This window comes from Marichromatium sp. PS1, assembly GCF_041155115.1.
Taxonomy (GTDB): Bacteria; Pseudomonadota; Gammaproteobacteria; order Chromatiales; family Chromatiaceae; genus Marichromatium; species Marichromatium gracile.
This window is the reverse complement of the sequence record NZ_BAAFHB010000005.1, coordinates 503645-519321: the sequence shown is the minus strand read 5'-3', so window position 1 is coordinate 519321 and position 15677 is coordinate 503645. Positions and strand designations below refer to the sequence as shown.

Genomic DNA, 15677 nt, shown 5'->3' with positions numbered 1-15677 from the left:
GATGCGCATCGCCCATCTCTCCGACCTCCATTTCGGTCGTGACGCCCCCGACCTCGTCGCGGCGCTGCAGACCGAACTCCACGCCCTGTCCCCCGACCTGGTGGTGCTCAGCGGCGATCTCACCCAGCGCGCGCGCCCCGCCGAGTTCGCCGCCGCCGCCGACTTCATCGCCCGGCTACCGGCGCCGGTGCTGGCGGTGCCGGGCAATCACGATCTGCCCGGATGGCGACCGCTGCTGCGCTTCATCGATCCCTGGGGACGCTGGCGCGCCGAGCTCGGGCGCGCGCTCGAGCCCGAACTCGACGGCGCCGGTTTCATCGCCGTCGGCATCAACACCGCGCGGCGCTGGGGACCGCACCCCGATTGGTCGCGTGGTCGCGTCAACCGCGCCCAGCTCGCGCGCATCGAGCGGCTGGTGACGCGCGCCGAGCCTGGTGCGGTGCGGGTCCTCGTCGCCCACCACCCCTTTCTGCTCTCCTCCGAGCTGCGTCGCCGTGGTCTGGTCGGGCGCGCGCGCCGCACCCTGGTGGGGCTGCGCCGCGCGCGCATCGATCTGATCCTCGGCGGCCATCTCCACCGCGGCTATGCCGGCGTCGCCGAGGGCGTGGTGGTGGCCCAGGCGGGCACTGCGGTCTCCACCCGGCACAAGGGCGAGCCCAACGCCTTCAACTGGATCCGCGCCGATGCCCGCGAGATCCAGGTCGAGCCGCGTTCCTGGAACGGCGTCGGGTTCGTGGGCACGGCTTGCTGGCGCTTCGCCCGCACCGAGGCGGGCTGGCAGGGCGGCGTCGAGGGCTGCTGAGTCGGTTGTCGTCGCCGTGTGGCGCCGCGGCGCGACGATGCTTGGGATCCTCCGGCCTCAGCCTCACCTCTGAGTGCGAGCTCGATCGATTGCATGGTCCGACCCTTGCCGTTGTGTCGGGAGCTGGGGCGCACGCGCCTCTCGGCTCGATCCGGGGCGTGTCTGTCGTATCGATGTCGCCGGGCGCGCCGCCTCCCTTCGCCGGTTGCCACCGCATCGGTGGTGGATGATGTCGCGGTGATCCATGGTGAGACGATGAGTGAATCCCCCCCGAAGTCCAGCGACGCATTGCGTGATCGCGCCCGCCAAGTGCTGCGCGAAGGCCGGTTCGGTCATGTGCTCGAGGCCATCGGGCAGGGTGATGTCGATATCTCCGCGCTGCTCGAGGAGCTGCATGTCTACCATGCCGAGCTCGAGCTGCAGCAAGAGGCGCTGCGTGAGAGCGAGCAGGCCAGCGAGATCGCCTCGCAACGCTTCCGCGGGCTCTATCAGGAGCAGCCGCAGCCGACGCTCAGGATCAGTCCGGAGGGGGAGATCCGAGACCTCAATGCCGCCGCCGCCCGACTCTGCGCCTTCGAGCACCGGCGCTTCGAGCGCCTGGCCGCGCCCAGACACCAGTCCTTTCTGTGCGCCGCGCTCGAGCGCGCCCTCGACGACGGCAAGGCGAGCTGTCGCGAGGTCGAGCTGCGGGGGCGCGAGGGCGCCGCGCTGATCGTCGACCTGGTGCTGATCCGCCTGCCGATCCCCAACACCGACGAGTTCGAGCTGATCTGCAACATCGTCGACCAGACCGAGCGCATCGCCCAGCGCGAGGCACTGGTCGAGGCCAATGCCAAGCTCAGCGCCGCCGCCGAGATCATCGACGCGAGCAACATCGTCGCCTTCCGCTGGTCGCCCGAGCCGGGCTGGCCGATCCGCTATGCCTCGGACAACGTCCGGCGCTGGGGCTATCGGCTCGAGCAGATACGCTCCGGCGAGATGCATTTCGCCGACCTGGTCCATCCCGACGATCGCGCCGCGCTGGAGCAGGGCTTCGACAGCTTCCTCGGCGTCGAGGGGCCGGCCTTCACCCAGCGTTATCGCATCCTCTGGGCCGATGGCTCGGTGCACTGGGTGGAGGAGGACACCAGCGTCCAGCGCGATGAGCAGGGGCGGATCCTCTCTATTCAGGGCTTGATCGCCGACGTCACCGAGCGCGAGCGCATCCAGCAGGCGTTGCGTCATCAGCTACAGTTCCAGCGGTTGATCGCCGAACTCTCGACCCAGTTCCTCCATGCGACCGCGGATGCCTTCGACGGCCTGCTCCAGCACGCACTGGAGCGCATCGGGCGCTTCTTCCAGGCCGACCGCTGTGTCCTGTTTCGGCTCGACCCCCAGTCCCAGACCCTGCGTCAGGATTGTCAGTGGTGTGCCGAGGGGGTGGCGCCGAGCAGCCCGCTGCTCCAGGCCACGCCGTTGGCGCAGACGCCGTGGCGGATGACCCAGATCCATCGTCAACAGCCGATCGGGATCACCGACATCGAGCGGTTGCCGCCCGAGGCCCATCTCGAACGGGCGATGTTGCGCGCGCGCGGCACCCGTGCGCTGCTCGCCGTGGCCCTGACCAGCCATGGTCAGTTGTTCGGCTCGCTGGGGCTGGAGAGCGCGCGCCAGCCGCGGGAGTGGAGCGAGGACGAGGGGCAGGTGCTGCAGCTCTTCGGCGAGACCATCGTCAATCTGCTGGTGCGTCAGCAGATCCAGCGCGACCTGCTGCTCAGCGAGACCCGTTATCGTCAGGTCACCTCGGTGATGACCGATGTCGCCTACGCCAGTCAGCGGCGTGACGGCGGACTGTTCTGGATCGAGTGGATGACCGACTCCATCCTCGCGCTCACCGGCTATGCGCTCGATGAGGTGCTGGGGCAGCGCAGCTGGCGTTTCATGGTGATCGAGGAGGACGGGGAGCTGTTCGACGACAACATCGTCGATCTCGAACCCGGCCAGACCTCGACCTGCGAGCTGCGGTTGCGCCACAAAGACGGTTCGTTGCGTTGGGTGCGGGCCACCACCGAGTGTCAGCTCGATCCGAGTGATCCAGGGGTGCGTCGCTACTACGGGGGGCTGGTCGATATCAGCGACGAGAAGACCCTCTCCGACAAGCTCGCCTTCCTCTCGCACTACGATCCGCTCACCGGTCTGGCTAACCGTCGCTTGATGCGTAAGCGCATCAAACGTGCGCTCACCCAGGGGAGGCGTGGTGCGCGCAGCCTGGCGCTGCTCTCGATCGACCTCGACAACCTCAAGCTGATCAACGATTCACTCGGTCACCAGGCCGGTGATCAGGTGTTGCGCGAGGTCGCGCAGCGGTTGCTCGGTATTCTCGGTGGCAATGACACCCTGGCGCGCTTCGGCGGCGACAACTTCATCTGGCTGACCGCCGATCAGCCCACCCCGGAGACCTGCAGTGAGCGGGTCAAACAGATCCTGGAGGTGCTGGCTCCGCCGGTGGCGATCGAGGATCGCGCGGTGCTGATCAGTGCCTCGACCGGCATCTCGCTGTATCCCGACGATGCGGTGAGCGCCGACGAGCTGATCGGTCATGCCGACGCCGCCCTGCACATGGCCAAGGCCGAGGGGCGGGGGAGCTATCGTTTCTTCACCCCGGAGACCAACGAGCGGCTGCACGAACAGTTCCAGCTCGAGCAGGACCTGCGTCTGGCGCTCGAGCGCGACGAGATCCTGCTCCACTTCCAGCCCCGCGTCGATCTGCGTGACGGGCGTCTCCTCAGCCTCGAGGCGCTGGCGCGTTGGCGGCATCCCGAGCGCGGGCTGATCCCGCCGGGGCGCTTCATCCCACTGGCCGAGAGCACCGGGCTGATCCTCCAGCTCGGCCCCATCGTGCTCGATCTCGCGTGTCGTCAGCTCCTCGACTGGCAGGCGCAGGGGGTGCCCGTGGTCCCGATCGCAGTCAACCTGTCGGCCAACGAGCTCTTCCTCGATGGTTTGGCGCAGCGGCTCGCCAATACCGCCGAGGCCTTCGGCATCGCCCCGGAGATGCTCGAGTTCGAGATCACCGAGAGTGCAGCGATGCGCTCGATCGAGCGGGCGGTGGCTGCGGTCACTGAGCTGCGTCAACGCGGTTTCTCGATCGCGCTCGATGACTTCGGCACCGGCTACGCCTCGCTGAGCTATCTCAACCGCCTGCCGGTGAACTCACTGAAGATCGACCGCTCCTTCCTCGCCGAGATCGACGAGCGTCCCGAACTCCCCCGTCAGGCCATCGCCATCCTCAAGGCGATCATCGGCCTCGGCGAGAACCTCGGCCTCGAACGCATCGCCGAGGGCGTCGAGACCGAGGCCCAGCGCCGCTTCCTGCTCGCCCACCACTGCACCGTCGCCCAGGGCTATTACTATTGCCGCCCGCTCCCCGCCGAGCAGCTCGAACCGCTGCTGCGGGCGGGGCGGGTGGGGGGCTGTGAGCGATGGGACGAGACGTAAGACCCGCGGCCCGTTTCACGTCGCGCCCGCGCCGCGCTCGCTGTCGGGGCGGCTCTGGCTCGAGGTCTGTGGGCTGGTGAGTGAAGCGTGTAGAGATGGGCTCTGCGGCAGGGGCAGCGCGTTTTAGTCCCCGGAAACGAAAAACGGCCAGTCGATTGCTCGACTGGCCGTTGATCTTGTATGGCGCGCCCGGAAGGATTCGAACCTCCGACCACCTGGTTCGTAGCCAGGTACTCTATCCAACTGAGCTACGGGCGCATCGTGTTCCAGCGATTGCGGCGCGAGGCCGAGGGCTCGGTGGGGCCCTGATGAAAACGCCTCAGACAATGATGATCTGAGGCGATCTCTGTATGGCGCGCCCGGAAGGATTCGAACCTCCGACCACCTGGTTCGTAGCCAGGTACTCTATCCAACTGAGCTACGGGCGCATGAATTTTGCTCCATCCCTGGAGGCTCTATCCAGCCTCGCATGCCTGCGGACTGATTGAGCGGCTTCAGTGGAGTCGTTGCCGACATCGAACACTGAAGAGGCGACAATTATTCCGGCCTTTGTCCGTGCTGTCAACCCCTGATCGCGATCCGTTTCGTCGATGGACCCTCGCGCGGCCGATCCGCTACCATCGGACGCGGTGGCGCCGTGCCGTGTCGCGCCGTTGTGAACCAGGTCTGACAGGGGGAGAAGGGATGCGTCTGATCATCATCGCCATCGTCTCCGGCTGGGTGCTGGTCGCGCTGGCGCTGGCCGTGCGGGTGCGCGCCTGCGATCTCGAGGCGCGGCTGAGCGCGGCCTATTTCGTGCTCTGGCCGGTGGCGGCGGTGTCGCTGCTGCTGCAGGCGCCGGTGCCGGGCGTGATCGCGCTGCCGGCCACACTCGGCTTTCTGCCCTGGTTCCTCTCCGGCCCGCATCTCTGGGCGCGACTGCGCCGTGGCGTGCCGGCCGCGCCCGGCGCCTTCATCGGCATCGCCTTCCGGGTGTGGGGCTGGGGCATCCTGCTCTCCATGCTGCTCGGGTTGTTCTTCTGATGTCCTCCACCGATTCCGCTCCCGTCGCGTCGCGACGCTACGACCTCGACGACCTGCTCGCGATCATGGCGCGGCTGCGTGACCCCCAGTCGGGCTGCCCCTGGGATCTCGCCCAGACCTTCGCCACCATCCTGCCCTTCACCCTGGAGGAGGCCTACGAGGTCGCCGATGCGATCGAGCGCGACGACATGCCGGAGCTGCGCGACGAGCTCGGCGACCTGCTGCTGCAGGTGGTCTTCCACGCCCGCATGGCCGAGGAGCGCGGCAGCTTCGCCTTCGCCGAGGTGGTGCAGGCGATCTGCGAGAAGCTGGTGCGGCGTCATCCGCACGTCTTCGCCGACACCGCGCTCGACGACGGCGCGGCGGTGCGCGAGCACTGGGAGCGGGTGAAGGCCGCCGAGCGCGCGCACAAGGGCGCGGGCGCCACGCCGCCCGGGGCGCTCGACGGCGTGGCGCGGGCGCTGCCGGCGCTGCTGCGCGCCGAGAAGCTGCAACGGCGCGCGGCGCGGGTCGGCTTCGACTGGGACGACGTCGCTGGCGTCTTCGCCAAGGTCGAGGAGGAGCTGGCGGAGTGTCGCGAGACCCTGGCGCGCCCGGCGGGCGCGCCCGAGCGGGTGCACGAGGTCGGCGACCTGCTGTTCTCCTGCGTCAACCTCGCCCGTCATCTCGGCGTCGACGCCGAGCAGGCGCTGCGCGAGGCCGGGCAGCGCTTCGAGCGGCGCTTCGGCGCGGTCGAGTCGCGGTTGCGCGAGGCCGGGCGGGCGCCCGCCGCCGAGCTGCGCGACGAGATGGAGCGGCTGTGGGGCGAGGTCAAGCGGGAGGAGCGGGATTGAATCATCACATGGCGCGCCGCCGGGCGCGCGCGACGGAGACCGATTGATGGGGCTGTACGACAAGATCCTCGCCTGTAATCGCTGGGACCCGGAAGACTTCGTGCCCTGGCTGCTCGACGGGGTGCGAATCGGCACCCTGCGCCATGCCGCGGCGCGGGCGCTGACGCGCTGGCCGCGCTGGTTCCGCGTCGAGCCGCAGGCGGTGCACTGGATCAACGCGCCGCGCGACTTCGCGGCGCGCTCGGCGCTGCTCGCCGAGGTGGTCGAGACGCTGGTGGCGCAGGGCGAGATCCCCTATGCCCACGGCGAACTCTACCCGGTGACCCCGAACGGGCGCGATCGCGCCTGCTGCGTGGTCGATCGCGCCGCCGGTCCCTTCTTCGGCATCCGCGCCTTCGGCCAGCACCTCAACGGCTTCGTGCGCACCGCGCACGGGCTGGAGATGTGGGTGGGGCGGCGTGCCGCCGATCGCAGGCTCTATCCCAACCGGCTCGACAACCTCGTCGGCGGCGGCCTGCCGCACGGCCTGGGGGTGCGCGAGAACCTGCGCAAGGAGTGCGCCGAGGAGGCCGGGATGGCCGCGGCGCTGGCCGATCTGGCGGTGCCGGTCGGCGCGGTGATCTACTGTCGCGACTCCGAGCGCGGGCTCAAGCCCGATGTCATGTACTGCTATGATCTCGAACTGCCCGAGGACTTCGTGCCCCGCTGCACCGACGGCGAGGTGCAGGCCTTCTATCGCATGCCGGTCGATGAGGTCGTGGAGATCGTGCGCGATAGCGACGAGTTCAAGCTCAATTGCAACCTCGTCGTCATCGATTTCCTGATTCGTCATGGCTTGATCGGTCCCGACGAGCCGGACTATCTTGCCCTCATCCAGGGGCTGCGCTCGCCCTTGCCCTGCTGAGCCGCCCAGCCCGGCGCTCATCACCCCATCCATTCCGCGGAATCAACAGCACATGAGCCCAGATCGATCCCCCATCCAGCGACGCGCCTGCGTCCCCGTGCGCGTCGGCCATCTCACCATCGGCAGCGGCGCCCCGGTCGTGATCCAGTCCATGACCAACACGGACACCGTCGACGTCGAGGCCACCGTGCGTCAGACCCTGGCGCTGGCGCGGGCGGGCTCGGAGATGGTGCGCATCACCGTCAACAACGAGGAGGCGGCGCGCGCGGTGCCGCGCATCCGCGAGGCGCTCGACGCCCAGGGCTGTGCGGTGCCGCTGGTCGGTGACTTCCACTTCAACGGCCATCGTCTGCTCAACGATCACCCGGCCTGTGCCGAGGCGCTGGGCAAGTACCGCATCAATCCCGGCAACGTCGGTCGCGGCGAGAAGAAGGACGCGCAGTACGCGAGCATGATCGAGACGGCCTGTCGCTACGACCGGCCGGTGCGCATCGGCGTCAACTGGGGCAGCCTCGACCAGGAGCTGCTGGCGCGGATGATGGACGAGAACAACCGCGCCGCCGCGCCCAAGGAGCCGCAGCAGCTGATGTACGAGGCGATGGTCGAGTCGGCCGTCTCCAGCGCCGATCGCGCCGTCGAGCTGGGGCTTGCCAAGGATCACATCATCCTCTCGTGCAAGATGAGCGGGGTGCAGGACCTGATCGCCGTCTATCGCATGCTCGGCGCACGCTGCGACTACGCCCTGCACCTCGGTCTGACCGAGGCGGGGATGGGCTCCAAGGGCATCGTCGCCTCGACCGCGGCGCTTGCGGTGCTACTCCAGGAGGGCATCGGCGACACCATCCGCGTCTCCCTCACCCCGGCCCCGGGCGAGGCCCGCACCCGCGAGGTCGAGGTCGCGCAGGAGATCCTGCAGAGCATGGGGCTGCGTTCCTTCACCCCGATGGTCACCGCCTGTCCCGGCTGCGGTCGCACCACCAGCGACACCTTCCAGCACCTGGCGCAGGACATCCAGGCCTATCTGCGCGAGCGCATGCCCGAGTGGCGCGGCACCTACCCCGGCGTCGAGCAGATGCAGGTGGCGGTGATGGGCTGCGTGGTCAACGGTCCGGGCGAGAGCAAGCACGCCAACATCGGCATCAGTCTGCCGGGCAACGGCGAGCGCCCGGCCGCGCCGGTGTTCGTCGACGGCGAGAAGGTCGCCACCCTCAAGGGCGACGGCATCGCCGAGCAGTTCAAGCGCATGGTGGACGACTACATCGAGCGTCACTACCGCGCGCGCTGACCGGTCGCCGCCGCGGGGCGGCGCCGCACATCGAAGCAGACGGAGGAGCGAGTGATGCGCAAGCCGATCATCCCGGTCGCGATCGCGACCATGCTGACGCTGGCCGGTCCGCTGAGGGCCGAGGACCCCCTGGTGGTGCCGCTGCAACGGCTGTCGCTGGCGGCGGCCGGCGCGGTGGCCGAGGGTGCGGTGGCCGAGTGTCGTGCGCGCGGCATCCAGATCGCGGCGACCGTGGTCGATCGCGAAGGGACGGTGCAGGTGGTGCTGCGCGACACCATCGCCGCGCCCATCACCGTCGACATCAGCCGGATGAAGGCCTTCACTGCCGCTAACTTCAACGCCGCCACCTCGGCGCTGGCCGAGCGCGCCGAGAGCCCCGTCGGCCGGGTCGACGGGCTGGTGATGTCGCCCGGCGGGGTGCCGATCCACGCCGCCGGCTCGGCGCTGGTCGGCGCCGTCGGGGTGAGCGGTGCGCCCGACGGCGCGACCGACGAGGCCTGCGCGCGCGCCGGGCTGGCGGCGATCGCCGACGACCTGGACATGCTCTGACCCATCCCCGGCGCCGCAGCGGAGGCGTCGCCGGGCAGCTCATCACCGGCCCCGTCGGCCGGTCAGCCGAAGGAGACCGTCATGCGTCTGTTCGAGGCCGAACCCGCGCTGGTCGCGGATCTGCGCGGAGAGTGCGAGCTGGTGGAGACGCGCACCCGCGCCGGGGTCGAGGTACTCACCCTGCGTCATCCCACCCTGGGGCGTCTGGTGCTGGTGATCACGCCCGAGGGCGGCGGCATCGTCGCCGAGTTCGGCGACTGAGCGATCAGTCCTCGCCGGGGCGTACGCGGCGCAGTTGCTTGTCGCGACCGCGCTTGCGCTTGGCCTCGAGCCGGCGCCGCTGCGAGCCCTTGGTCGGACGGGTGGCGATGCGCGGGCGGGGGCGGGCGGTGGCCTCGCGGATCAGCGCCGCGAGGCGCTCGCGCGCGTCGGCGCGGTTGCGCTCGCGGGTGCGGTGGCGGTGCGCCTCGATGCGCACCACCCCGGACTGGTCGATGCGTCGGTCGTTGCGCAGCAGCAGCCGTGCGCGTACCGCCTCGGGCAGCGACGGGCTGGTGGCGATGTCGAAACTGAGCTGGACGGCGGTCTCGACCTTGTTGACGTTCTGGCCGCCGGGGCCGGGGGCGCGGATGAAGCGCTCCTGGAGTTCGGACTCGGCGATACGGATCTGCGGGGTGATCTCGAGCATGGCGGGGCTGTCGGAGGGCGCGCGGCGACCGGGCAACCGCGGTGTCGATGATGGGGATATCTGCCGATCCCGGTGGCGATGGTCGATAATCGGCATGTCCCTGGAGTGCAGGGGCGGGTGGGCAGTCTAGCGATGCCGAGGGTGTCGCCGCAAGGTCCGCCCTGGTCAAGTCCAGCGAGGTGTGTGATGGACACAGAGGATTATGGGCACTTGCTGCTCGCCACCGATTTCGAACCCGAGAGCGAGCCGGTGGTGGCGCGCGCGGTGCGGCTGCGGGCGCTGTTCGGGGCACGGTTGACGCTGCTGCACGTGGTCGAATACGTGCCGCCGTCGATGGACTACATGCCGGTGGGCTATTCGGGCGATCCGCTGATCGGCGGCGAGGCCGGGCTCGAGGCCGAGTTGTTGCGGGTGGCCGAGCAGGAGATGGCCGCGCTCGGCGAGCGTCTCGGCGTGCCCGCCGCCGATCGTCTGGTGCGCGTCGGCGCCACCGGTCAGGTGATCGACGAGGTCGCAGCCGAACTCGGCGTCGGGCTGGTGGTGATCGGCAGTCACGGTCGTCACGGTCTGCTCGGGCTGTTCGGCGCCACCGCCCGGCAGGTGTTGCGCAACCCCGACTGCGACGTGCTCTGCGTCAAGCTCGGCCAGGACTGAGCGCGACCGGGGCGCGCGCGCCCCGTGTCGCCCGACCCCGCTCAGGCCGGTGTGCCGGTATCGCGCGCCGGCTCCGGGGTGAGCGCCGCGACCACCCGGGCGAAGCGCGTCTCGAGCGCGGCGTCGGCCGGTGCCGGCGCGCTCAGGTACCAGTCGCGCAGCAGCTCGGTGGTGCCGCCGAGCGGGTCGCTCTCGCCATCGCCCATGCGTTCGGCGAGCCGCGCCACCTGATACGCCAGACGCTGCTGACTATACGCCGGCGGTGAGTCGATGCCGGTGAGGATCTCGAGCTGGAGACAGAGCTGCCGGCGCTGCTCGCCGTGCGCATCCAGCTCCGCGGCGAGCGTCTGCGCCGTCGCGGCATCGGCGAGCGCCTCGCAGGCCCGGCGCAGGCGCGCGTCCATCGCCGCCTGCAGCGCCTGATCGTGCAGCGCGCCGAGCGCGCTCCATTCCGCCTCGATCGCGGCGCGCTCGAGCCCCTGTCCATGCTCGGCGATCGCCGCCTGCTCGATTCGGGCGCACAGCGCCTCCTGGCGCTCGAGCAGCGCGATGCTCCGGCCCCGCTCCCGCTCGCGCGCGTGCTGTCGTGCCTGCACCAGCCGCTCGCGCGCCGCCTGCCAGCGTGCCTTGAGCGCACCGGCCGCCTGACGCGGCACCGCCAGTGACTGCAGTTCGCGCCAGCGCGCGTCGAGTTCACCCAGCCGGGCCTCGAGTCGCTCCGGCGTGGTCTCGTCCGCGGCGCTCCGCTCGGCCTCGGCGCAGAGCGCCTCGCGCCGGGCGAGGTTGTCCTCCAGCTCGGCGAACTGGGCCTTCTGCAGCGCCGCGCGCCGGGCGAACACCGCGTCGCAGGCGGCGCGGAACTCGCGCCAGATGCGGTTCTCATCCTTCTGACGCGCCGCGACCGTGGTGTGCCAGTCGCGTTGCAGCGCCTTGGTGCGCTCGAGTGCCTCTTCGAGCGGCTCGTGCTCGACCAGCGTCTCGACCTCGGCGATCAGCGCGCGCTTGAAGGCGAAGTTACGCTTGCGCTCGCCCTCGAGCCGCCGCTCCAGACGCTTGAGCGCGCGGTGGAAGCGGCGCTCCAGGACGTGGCGGTGACGCGCCTCGACCGGGCCGATCGCCGCCCAGGCGCGCCGGGTGTCGGCACGCGTCTGCACCACCTGTTTCCAGTCCGTCTGCTCCCAGTCGACACCCTCGATGAAGGCCTCGAGCTGGTCGCAGAGCCGTTCGCAGGCGGCGCGGTTGGCCGCGCGCTCGGCCACCTGGGCCTCGAGATGGGGGCGGCAGCGCTCGCGGATGCGGGTCGCGGTCTCCTGGAAGCGGGCGCGCAGCGTCTCGTCGGCGCGCGCCCCGGAGCGGTCGAGTTCCTTCCAGCGCTGTTGCAGCGACTGCAGCTGCTCGGCGGCCTGTTCGAGCGCCGGCGCCTCGGCCTCGAGCGCGGCGATCTCGGTGCACAGCGCCTCGCGGTGCTGGTCGGCGCTCCAGCGGCGCCACTGCTGCAGCTCGCGCAGCTGGGGGGCGAGCTGACGCAACCGCTCGGCGGCACGGACGCTGTCGGCGTTGGCGCAGCCGCTGGTCTCGACCAGTTCGAGCCCGGCCTGCAGGCTCTGGAAGAGGGCGTCGGCCTTGCGCAGCTCGCCGGCCTCGAGGCGCTGTTCGAGTTCGGCGAGCCTGCCGCCGAGCTGGTCGCGTCGCTGCTCGGCGTTGCGCCGCTGGGTGCGGATGCGTGTGGCGAGCCGGTCGACGAGCGTGCCGCATGCGGCCGTCGCCGGGTCGCCGTCGAGGGTTGCGCAGCAGTCGCGGGCGCGCTGGAGCAATCGCTCGGCGCGGTGGCAGGCCAGCGGCTTGGGGCTGTCGAGCAGTTCGCCGATGCGCGTCTGGTGCTCGGCGAGCTGGGCGCGTGCCTGCGCCTGTGCGCGCTCGCGGCTGTGGTGATCGGCGATGCGGCTGGCGAGTGCGCGGCGGCGGGCATCGAGCGGCGCCTGCTCGGGGTCGGGCAGGGCGGCGAGCGCCCCCCATTCGTGCTCGATCCGGGCCAGTTCGGCGGCGTCCGGGGTGGCGGCCTCGGCGAGGGTCTCGAGCCGGGCGAGCAGCGTCTGATAGGTCGCGGCGCGCGCGGTCTGGTCCTGCTGCTCGGCCTGCTCCCTGGCCGCTGCCGAGCTGGCCGTCTCGAAGGCCGCGATGAAGCGCTCGCGCGCCTGTTGGTAGCGGGTGCGCAGCTCGGGTTCGGCGCGCGCCTCGAGTTCGGCCCACTGCTGGTCGAGATGGTCGAGCAGCGCGCGGTCCTGGGTCCAGTTGCCGAGCCGACCGAGCCGCTCGGCGCGTTCGCACAGCCCGCTGCACTGCTCGCGGATGCGCTGCGGCTCGGCCTCGCGCTCGGCGATCAGGCGCAGTTTCTCGCGGGCGCGCCGGTGGACGACCTTGTCGCGCTTGCCGATCTCGCGCACCACGCGTTCGAGCGCCTCGCGCCTCTCCAGTCGCTCGATCGCAGCGCGGCGGTTGGCCGCCACCGGGTCCTCGAGGGCGCACTCGGCGAGTGCCTCGGCGGCGTCGAGTCGGGCGATGAGCGACAGCCGCAGCGCCGGATCCGGGCAGCGGCGAGCAAGGCTGGCGAGTGCCTCGGGGGCGGTGATCGTCGCGAGGCGCGATTCGCGCTCGGTGGCCGGCTGGAGGCGGGCGAGCAGTTCGCCGTAACGGGTCGCGGCGGCGTCGCGCTCGTTCGCCGCCGTCGCGTTGACGAGGGTTGCGGCGAGGCGGTCGAGGTCGCCTGGCTCGACCGGCGGTGGCGGCGTCTCGGCCGGTTCACGCGCGACGGATGCCGGTGGCGTCCTCGGGTGTGCGGTTGCGTCGGTCTTGCGCCGCTTGAGAAAGCGTTTGAGTAACATCTCGTTCCCACCCAGGTTTGCGCTCGAGCCTGCGCGGCGCGCGACGTTGCCGCGCCCGTGGCTGAAGGTGTCAATGACGGAGCCGTCGCGAGGGTTCGGACGGCTCCGAGTCGATCGGTTCTTCCAGGGCGCGCCGTCTCGTCGACGGCGCGCCCCGGGCCGGGCGTCCGGCCGCGGCGGCGGGCGTCTCCCCGCCCGCGCCGTCGCTTGAGGCCGGCGCCGCCCTAGTGTAACCGAGCGCGACGGCGACGGCCCGTGGTGGTGTTCAGGCGGGGTCGCGAACGAAGGGGTTGGTGCGTCGCTCGCGACCGAGCGTCGACATCGGTCCGTGCCCGGGGATGAAGGCGATCTCGTCGCCGAGCGGGAACAGTCGCTCGCGGGTCGAGGCGATCAGCTGGGCGTGATCCCCGCGGGGGAAGTCGGTGCGACCGATCGAGCCGCGGAAGAGCACGTCGCCGAGCTGGATCAGACCGCTCGCGCGGTTGAGATAGGCGATGTGTCCCGGGGTGTGTCCCGGGGTGTGGATCACCTCCAGGGTCTGTTCGCCGAGGGCGATGGTCTCGCCGTCGGTGAGCCAGCGCTGCGGGGTGAAGGGCTCGATCGGCGGGAAGCCGAACAGCTCGCACTGGTGCTCCAGGGTCTCGATCAGAAAGGCGTCGTCGCGGTGCGGACCGAGGATCGGCACCCCGAGCCGCGCGGCGAGCGGGGCGCTGGCGCCGACGTGATCGAGATGGCCGTGGGTGAGCAGCAGGTACTCGGGGATGAGTTCGAGCTGCTCGATCAGGGTGGCGATGACCTCGGGCTCGCCGCCGGGATCGATGACCGCCGCACGTCGGGTCTGGTCGCACCACACCAGGGTGCAGTTCTGCTGGAAGGGGGTGACGGGCTGGATCTGGTAGTGCACTGGGCTGTCGTCGGGCTGATGGATCTTGCGCGCGGATGCTCGCAGTCCTCTGCCCAAGTGTCCAGCCCGGCGTGTCCGGGAGCAGTCGCGCAGCTGCGCGTCGAGCTGGTCTCTGTGGCTGATCGAGATGGTGGCCCCATGTGGCGGCGTGGAGACCGGCCGCGCGCGGCCGGTCGCCGGGGTCAGTCGTCGTCGAGACGCTCGATCACCGCCTCGGTGATGTCGAGTCCCTCGTCGATGTAGAGCAGGCCGTTCTGGCCGCGCTCGACGACCATGTCGAGCCCGCGCTTCTCGGCGATGGCGTTGACCACCTCGCGCGCCGGGACGACGATCTCGCGGCCCTTTTCCTGCTGGGCCTTCATCAGTTCGCGTTGCAGTTGCGCGGCCTCCTTCTGGTAGGCGGCGATGCGCTCCTTGAGCTCGGCGCGCTGCTTGTCGACCTGTGCTTCGCTCATCAGCGGGGCGTCGCGCTCGAGCGATTGCTGCATCTGCATCAGCGTCTGCTCCTCCTCGGCCAGGGCGCGTCCGCGCGGCTCGAAGTCCTTGCGCAGCTGCTCCTGCACCTGCTGACCGATGCGGCTCTCCTCGAGCACCTTCTGCATGTCGACATAGCCGACGCTCGGGCCCGCGAGGGCGGGCAGGGGCAGGGCGAGGGCGAGCAGCAGGGCTTTGGTCTGAAGCGGACGACTCATGTGTGGACTCCGGGATGGTCTCGGGTATCTGGTGGTCCGGCACGGATGGCGGTCGGTGCCGGCGGTTCGGGCCTCTGGCCCCGGCGGGATTCTAAGCCAGGGCGCCGGATCGCGTCACAGTGGCGTGCGCCTGGCCGGTGGTCGCGACCCTGGCGAAAATCACCACGGAAAGCGACAATATACGGAACTTCACCGCCGTTGCGTCCTCAATCGCCTGTGCCGCCGTGAGCGGTGGCGGGCTCGGGGTCGTCGGGCTCGATGGTGACAGGCATGGGGCGGGAAGGTGTCGACGCGCCTCGTTCGTCGTCGCGGTCCAGGCCTCCGGGCGCGACCGGATCCGGTCGCCGACCGACCCCTTTCGATATAGACAGACCGCGTCCGGCAGGCGCGGCCAGCTTTTCCGGAGATCCGCAACGTGGGCAACTCGCTCCAGGACCAACTGCTCAAGGCGGGCTTGGTCAACGAACAGAAAGTCAAGCAGGCACGCTCGGCCAAGCGCAAGAAGGTCAAGCAGAATCCCAAGGGCGGGGCCGGTGACGAGGCCGCGCGCCAGGCCGCCGAGCGTGCGCGCCGCGAGAAACTCGAGCGCGATCGCGCGCTCAACCGCCAGCGCCAGGAGGAGGCCGCGCGGCGCGCGGCCGAGAACGAGATCCGCCAGCTCATCCACAGCAACCGGGTGGTGCGCGAGCGTGGTGACGTCGCCTACAACTTCACCGACGGCAGCAAGCTCAAGCGGATCTATGTCAACAAGGCACAGCACGCCAAGCTGGTCGCGGGTCGGCTCGCGGTGGTGCGTCAGGACGACTTCTACGAGCTGGTGCCGGCGGAGATCGCCGAGCGCCTGCTCGAGCGCGACGCGCGTCTGGTACTGGTGCTCAACCGCCCCGAGGAGACGCCCGACGCCGACGACCCCTACGCCGAGTTCCAGGTGCCCGACGACCTGATGTGGTGAGGCGGTCGCGCTGCCCATGTCCCTGTTACCGA

At 70.4% G+C, this 15677-nt stretch carries 14 protein-coding genes and 2 tRNA genes; 10 read left to right on the top strand and 6 right to left on the bottom strand.

Annotated features, from left to right (window positions below; genetic code table 11):
- Position 1 precedes the first annotated feature (1 nt).
- Positions 2-802: a metallophosphoesterase gene (locus ACAM26_RS14610; protein ID WP_369613972.1), complete on the top strand. Its 801-nt coding sequence runs from the start codon at positions 2-4 to the stop codon at positions 800-802.
- Between the two features lie 255 nt (positions 803-1057).
- Positions 1058-4279, top strand: a complete 3222-nt coding sequence (locus ACAM26_RS14605) for an EAL domain-containing protein (protein WP_369613971.1) — start codon at positions 1058-1060, stop codon at positions 4277-4279.
- A 181-nt stretch (positions 4280-4460) separates the two neighbouring features.
- On the opposite strand, the gene ACAM26_RS14600 is transcribed toward ACAM26_RS14605, so the two are convergent.
- Positions 4461-4537: transfer RNA gene (locus ACAM26_RS14600), tRNA-Arg, on the bottom strand.
- A 93-nt stretch (positions 4538-4630) separates the two neighbouring features.
- A tRNA-Arg gene (locus ACAM26_RS14595) sits at positions 4631-4707 on the bottom strand.
- Positions 4708-4963: 256 nt separating this feature from the next.
- Here ACAM26_RS14595 and ACAM26_RS14590 point away from each other — a divergent pair.
- The 6 genes from ACAM26_RS14590 to ACAM26_RS14565 all read left to right on the top strand — a co-directional run bounded on the left by ACAM26_RS14590 (position 4964) and on the right by ACAM26_RS14565 (position 9134).
- Positions 4964-5302 carry a hypothetical protein gene (locus ACAM26_RS14590; RefSeq protein WP_123139706.1) on the top strand — a complete coding sequence of 113 codons (339 nt, stop codon included), beginning with the start codon at positions 4964-4966 and terminating at the stop codon, positions 5300-5302.
- Positions 5302-6135, top strand: coding sequence for a nucleoside triphosphate pyrophosphohydrolase (mazG, locus tag ACAM26_RS14585; RefSeq protein ID WP_369613970.1), 834 nt, complete (start codon positions 5302-5304; stop codon positions 6133-6135). Before ACAM26_RS14590 ends, mazG begins: the two co-directional genes overlap by 1 nt.
- 46 nt (positions 6136-6181) lie before the next feature.
- Complete coding sequence (locus ACAM26_RS14580; protein ID WP_123139708.1) at positions 6182-7039, top strand: DUF4743 domain-containing protein; 858 nt, start codon at positions 6182-6184, stop codon at positions 7037-7039.
- A gap of 52 nt (positions 7040-7091) precedes the next feature.
- Complete coding sequence (gene ispG / locus ACAM26_RS14575) at positions 7092-8324, top strand: flavodoxin-dependent (E)-4-hydroxy-3-methylbut-2-enyl-diphosphate synthase (protein ID WP_369613969.1); 1233 nt, start codon at positions 7092-7094, stop codon at positions 8322-8324.
- Between the two features lie 54 nt (positions 8325-8378).
- Positions 8379-8873, top strand: a complete 495-nt coding sequence (locus ACAM26_RS14570) for a heme-binding protein (protein ID WP_369613968.1) — start codon at positions 8379-8381, stop codon at positions 8871-8873.
- Between the two features lie 81 nt (positions 8874-8954).
- Positions 8955-9134, top strand: coding sequence for a hypothetical protein (locus ACAM26_RS14565; RefSeq protein ID WP_005223509.1), 180 nt, complete (start codon positions 8955-8957; stop codon positions 9132-9134).
- 4 nt (positions 9135-9138) lie between these two features.
- Here the strand turns inward: ACAM26_RS14565 and arfB are convergent, their stop codons facing one another.
- Positions 9139-9561: an alternative ribosome rescue aminoacyl-tRNA hydrolase ArfB gene (gene arfB / locus ACAM26_RS14560; RefSeq protein WP_005223517.1), complete on the bottom strand. Its 423-nt coding sequence runs from the start codon at positions 9559-9561 to the stop codon at positions 9139-9141.
- 186 nt (positions 9562-9747) lie between these two features.
- Here arfB and ACAM26_RS14555 point away from each other — a divergent pair, with 186 nt between their 5' ends.
- The gene (locus tag ACAM26_RS14555; RefSeq protein ID WP_123139712.1) at positions 9748-10215 is read left to right on the top strand and encodes a universal stress protein; all 468 of its coding nucleotides are present in this window, start codon (positions 9748-9750) and stop codon (positions 10213-10215) included.
- 41 nt (positions 10216-10256) lie between these two features.
- On the opposite strand, the gene ACAM26_RS14550 is transcribed toward ACAM26_RS14555, so the two are convergent.
- From ACAM26_RS14550 to ACAM26_RS14540, 3 genes are all read right to left on the bottom strand, one after another.
- Positions 10257-13097: a DUF349 domain-containing protein gene (locus ACAM26_RS14550; RefSeq protein ID WP_369613967.1), complete on the bottom strand. Its 2841-nt coding sequence runs from the start codon at positions 13095-13097 to the stop codon at positions 10257-10259.
- Positions 13098-13362: 265 nt separating this feature from the next.
- Positions 13363-14001, bottom strand: a complete 639-nt coding sequence (locus ACAM26_RS14545; RefSeq protein WP_369613966.1) for an MBL fold metallo-hydrolase — start codon at positions 13999-14001, stop codon at positions 13363-13365.
- Between the two features lie 182 nt (positions 14002-14183).
- On the bottom strand, positions 14184-14693 hold the full coding sequence (locus ACAM26_RS14540) for an OmpH family outer membrane protein (RefSeq protein WP_369613965.1): 510 nt from the start codon (positions 14691-14693) through the stop codon (positions 14184-14186).
- Positions 14694-15108: 415 nt separating this feature from the next.
- Between ACAM26_RS14540 and ACAM26_RS14535 the strand changes: the two genes are divergently transcribed.
- A complete protein-coding gene (locus tag ACAM26_RS14535) occupies positions 15109-15645 on the top strand; it encodes a DUF2058 domain-containing protein (RefSeq protein ID WP_123142990.1) in 537 nt (178 codons plus the stop codon).
- The last annotated feature ends 32 nt before the right edge of the window (positions 15646-15677 follow it).

Bases quoted from the DNA above. Each gene is read 5' to 3' on its own strand.
- ACAM26_RS14610 (WP_369613972.1), top strand. From the start codon at position 2: ATGCGCATCGCCCATCTCTCCGACCTCCATTTCGGTCGTGACGCCCCC.
- ACAM26_RS14605 (WP_369613971.1), top strand. From the start codon at position 1,058: ATGAGTGAATCCCCCCCGAAGTCCAGCGACGCATTGCGTGATCGCGCC.
- ACAM26_RS14590 (WP_123139706.1), top strand. From the start codon at position 4,964: ATGCGTCTGATCATCATCGCCATCGTCTCCGGCTGGGTGCTGGTCGCG.
- mazG (WP_369613970.1), top strand. From the start codon at position 5,302: ATGTCCTCCACCGATTCCGCTCCCGTCGCGTCGCGACGCTACGACCTC.
- ACAM26_RS14580 (WP_123139708.1), top strand. From the start codon at position 6,182: ATGGGGCTGTACGACAAGATCCTCGCCTGTAATCGCTGGGACCCGGAA.
- ispG (WP_369613969.1), top strand. From the start codon at position 7,092: ATGAGCCCAGATCGATCCCCCATCCAGCGACGCGCCTGCGTCCCCGTG.
- ACAM26_RS14570 (WP_369613968.1), top strand. From the start codon at position 8,379: ATGCGCAAGCCGATCATCCCGGTCGCGATCGCGACCATGCTGACGCTG.
- ACAM26_RS14565 (WP_005223509.1), top strand. From the start codon at position 8,955: ATGCGTCTGTTCGAGGCCGAACCCGCGCTGGTCGCGGATCTGCGCGGA.
- arfB (WP_005223517.1), bottom strand. From the start codon at position 9,561: ATGCTCGAGATCACCCCGCAGATCCGTATCGCCGAGTCCGAACTCCAG.
- ACAM26_RS14555 (WP_123139712.1), top strand. From the start codon at position 9,748: ATGGACACAGAGGATTATGGGCACTTGCTGCTCGCCACCGATTTCGAA.
- ACAM26_RS14550 (WP_369613967.1), bottom strand. From the start codon at position 13,097: ATGTTACTCAAACGCTTTCTCAAGCGGCGCAAGACCGACGCAACCGCA.
- ACAM26_RS14540 (WP_369613965.1), bottom strand. From the start codon at position 14,693: ATGAGTCGTCCGCTTCAGACCAAAGCCCTGCTGCTCGCCCTCGCCCTG.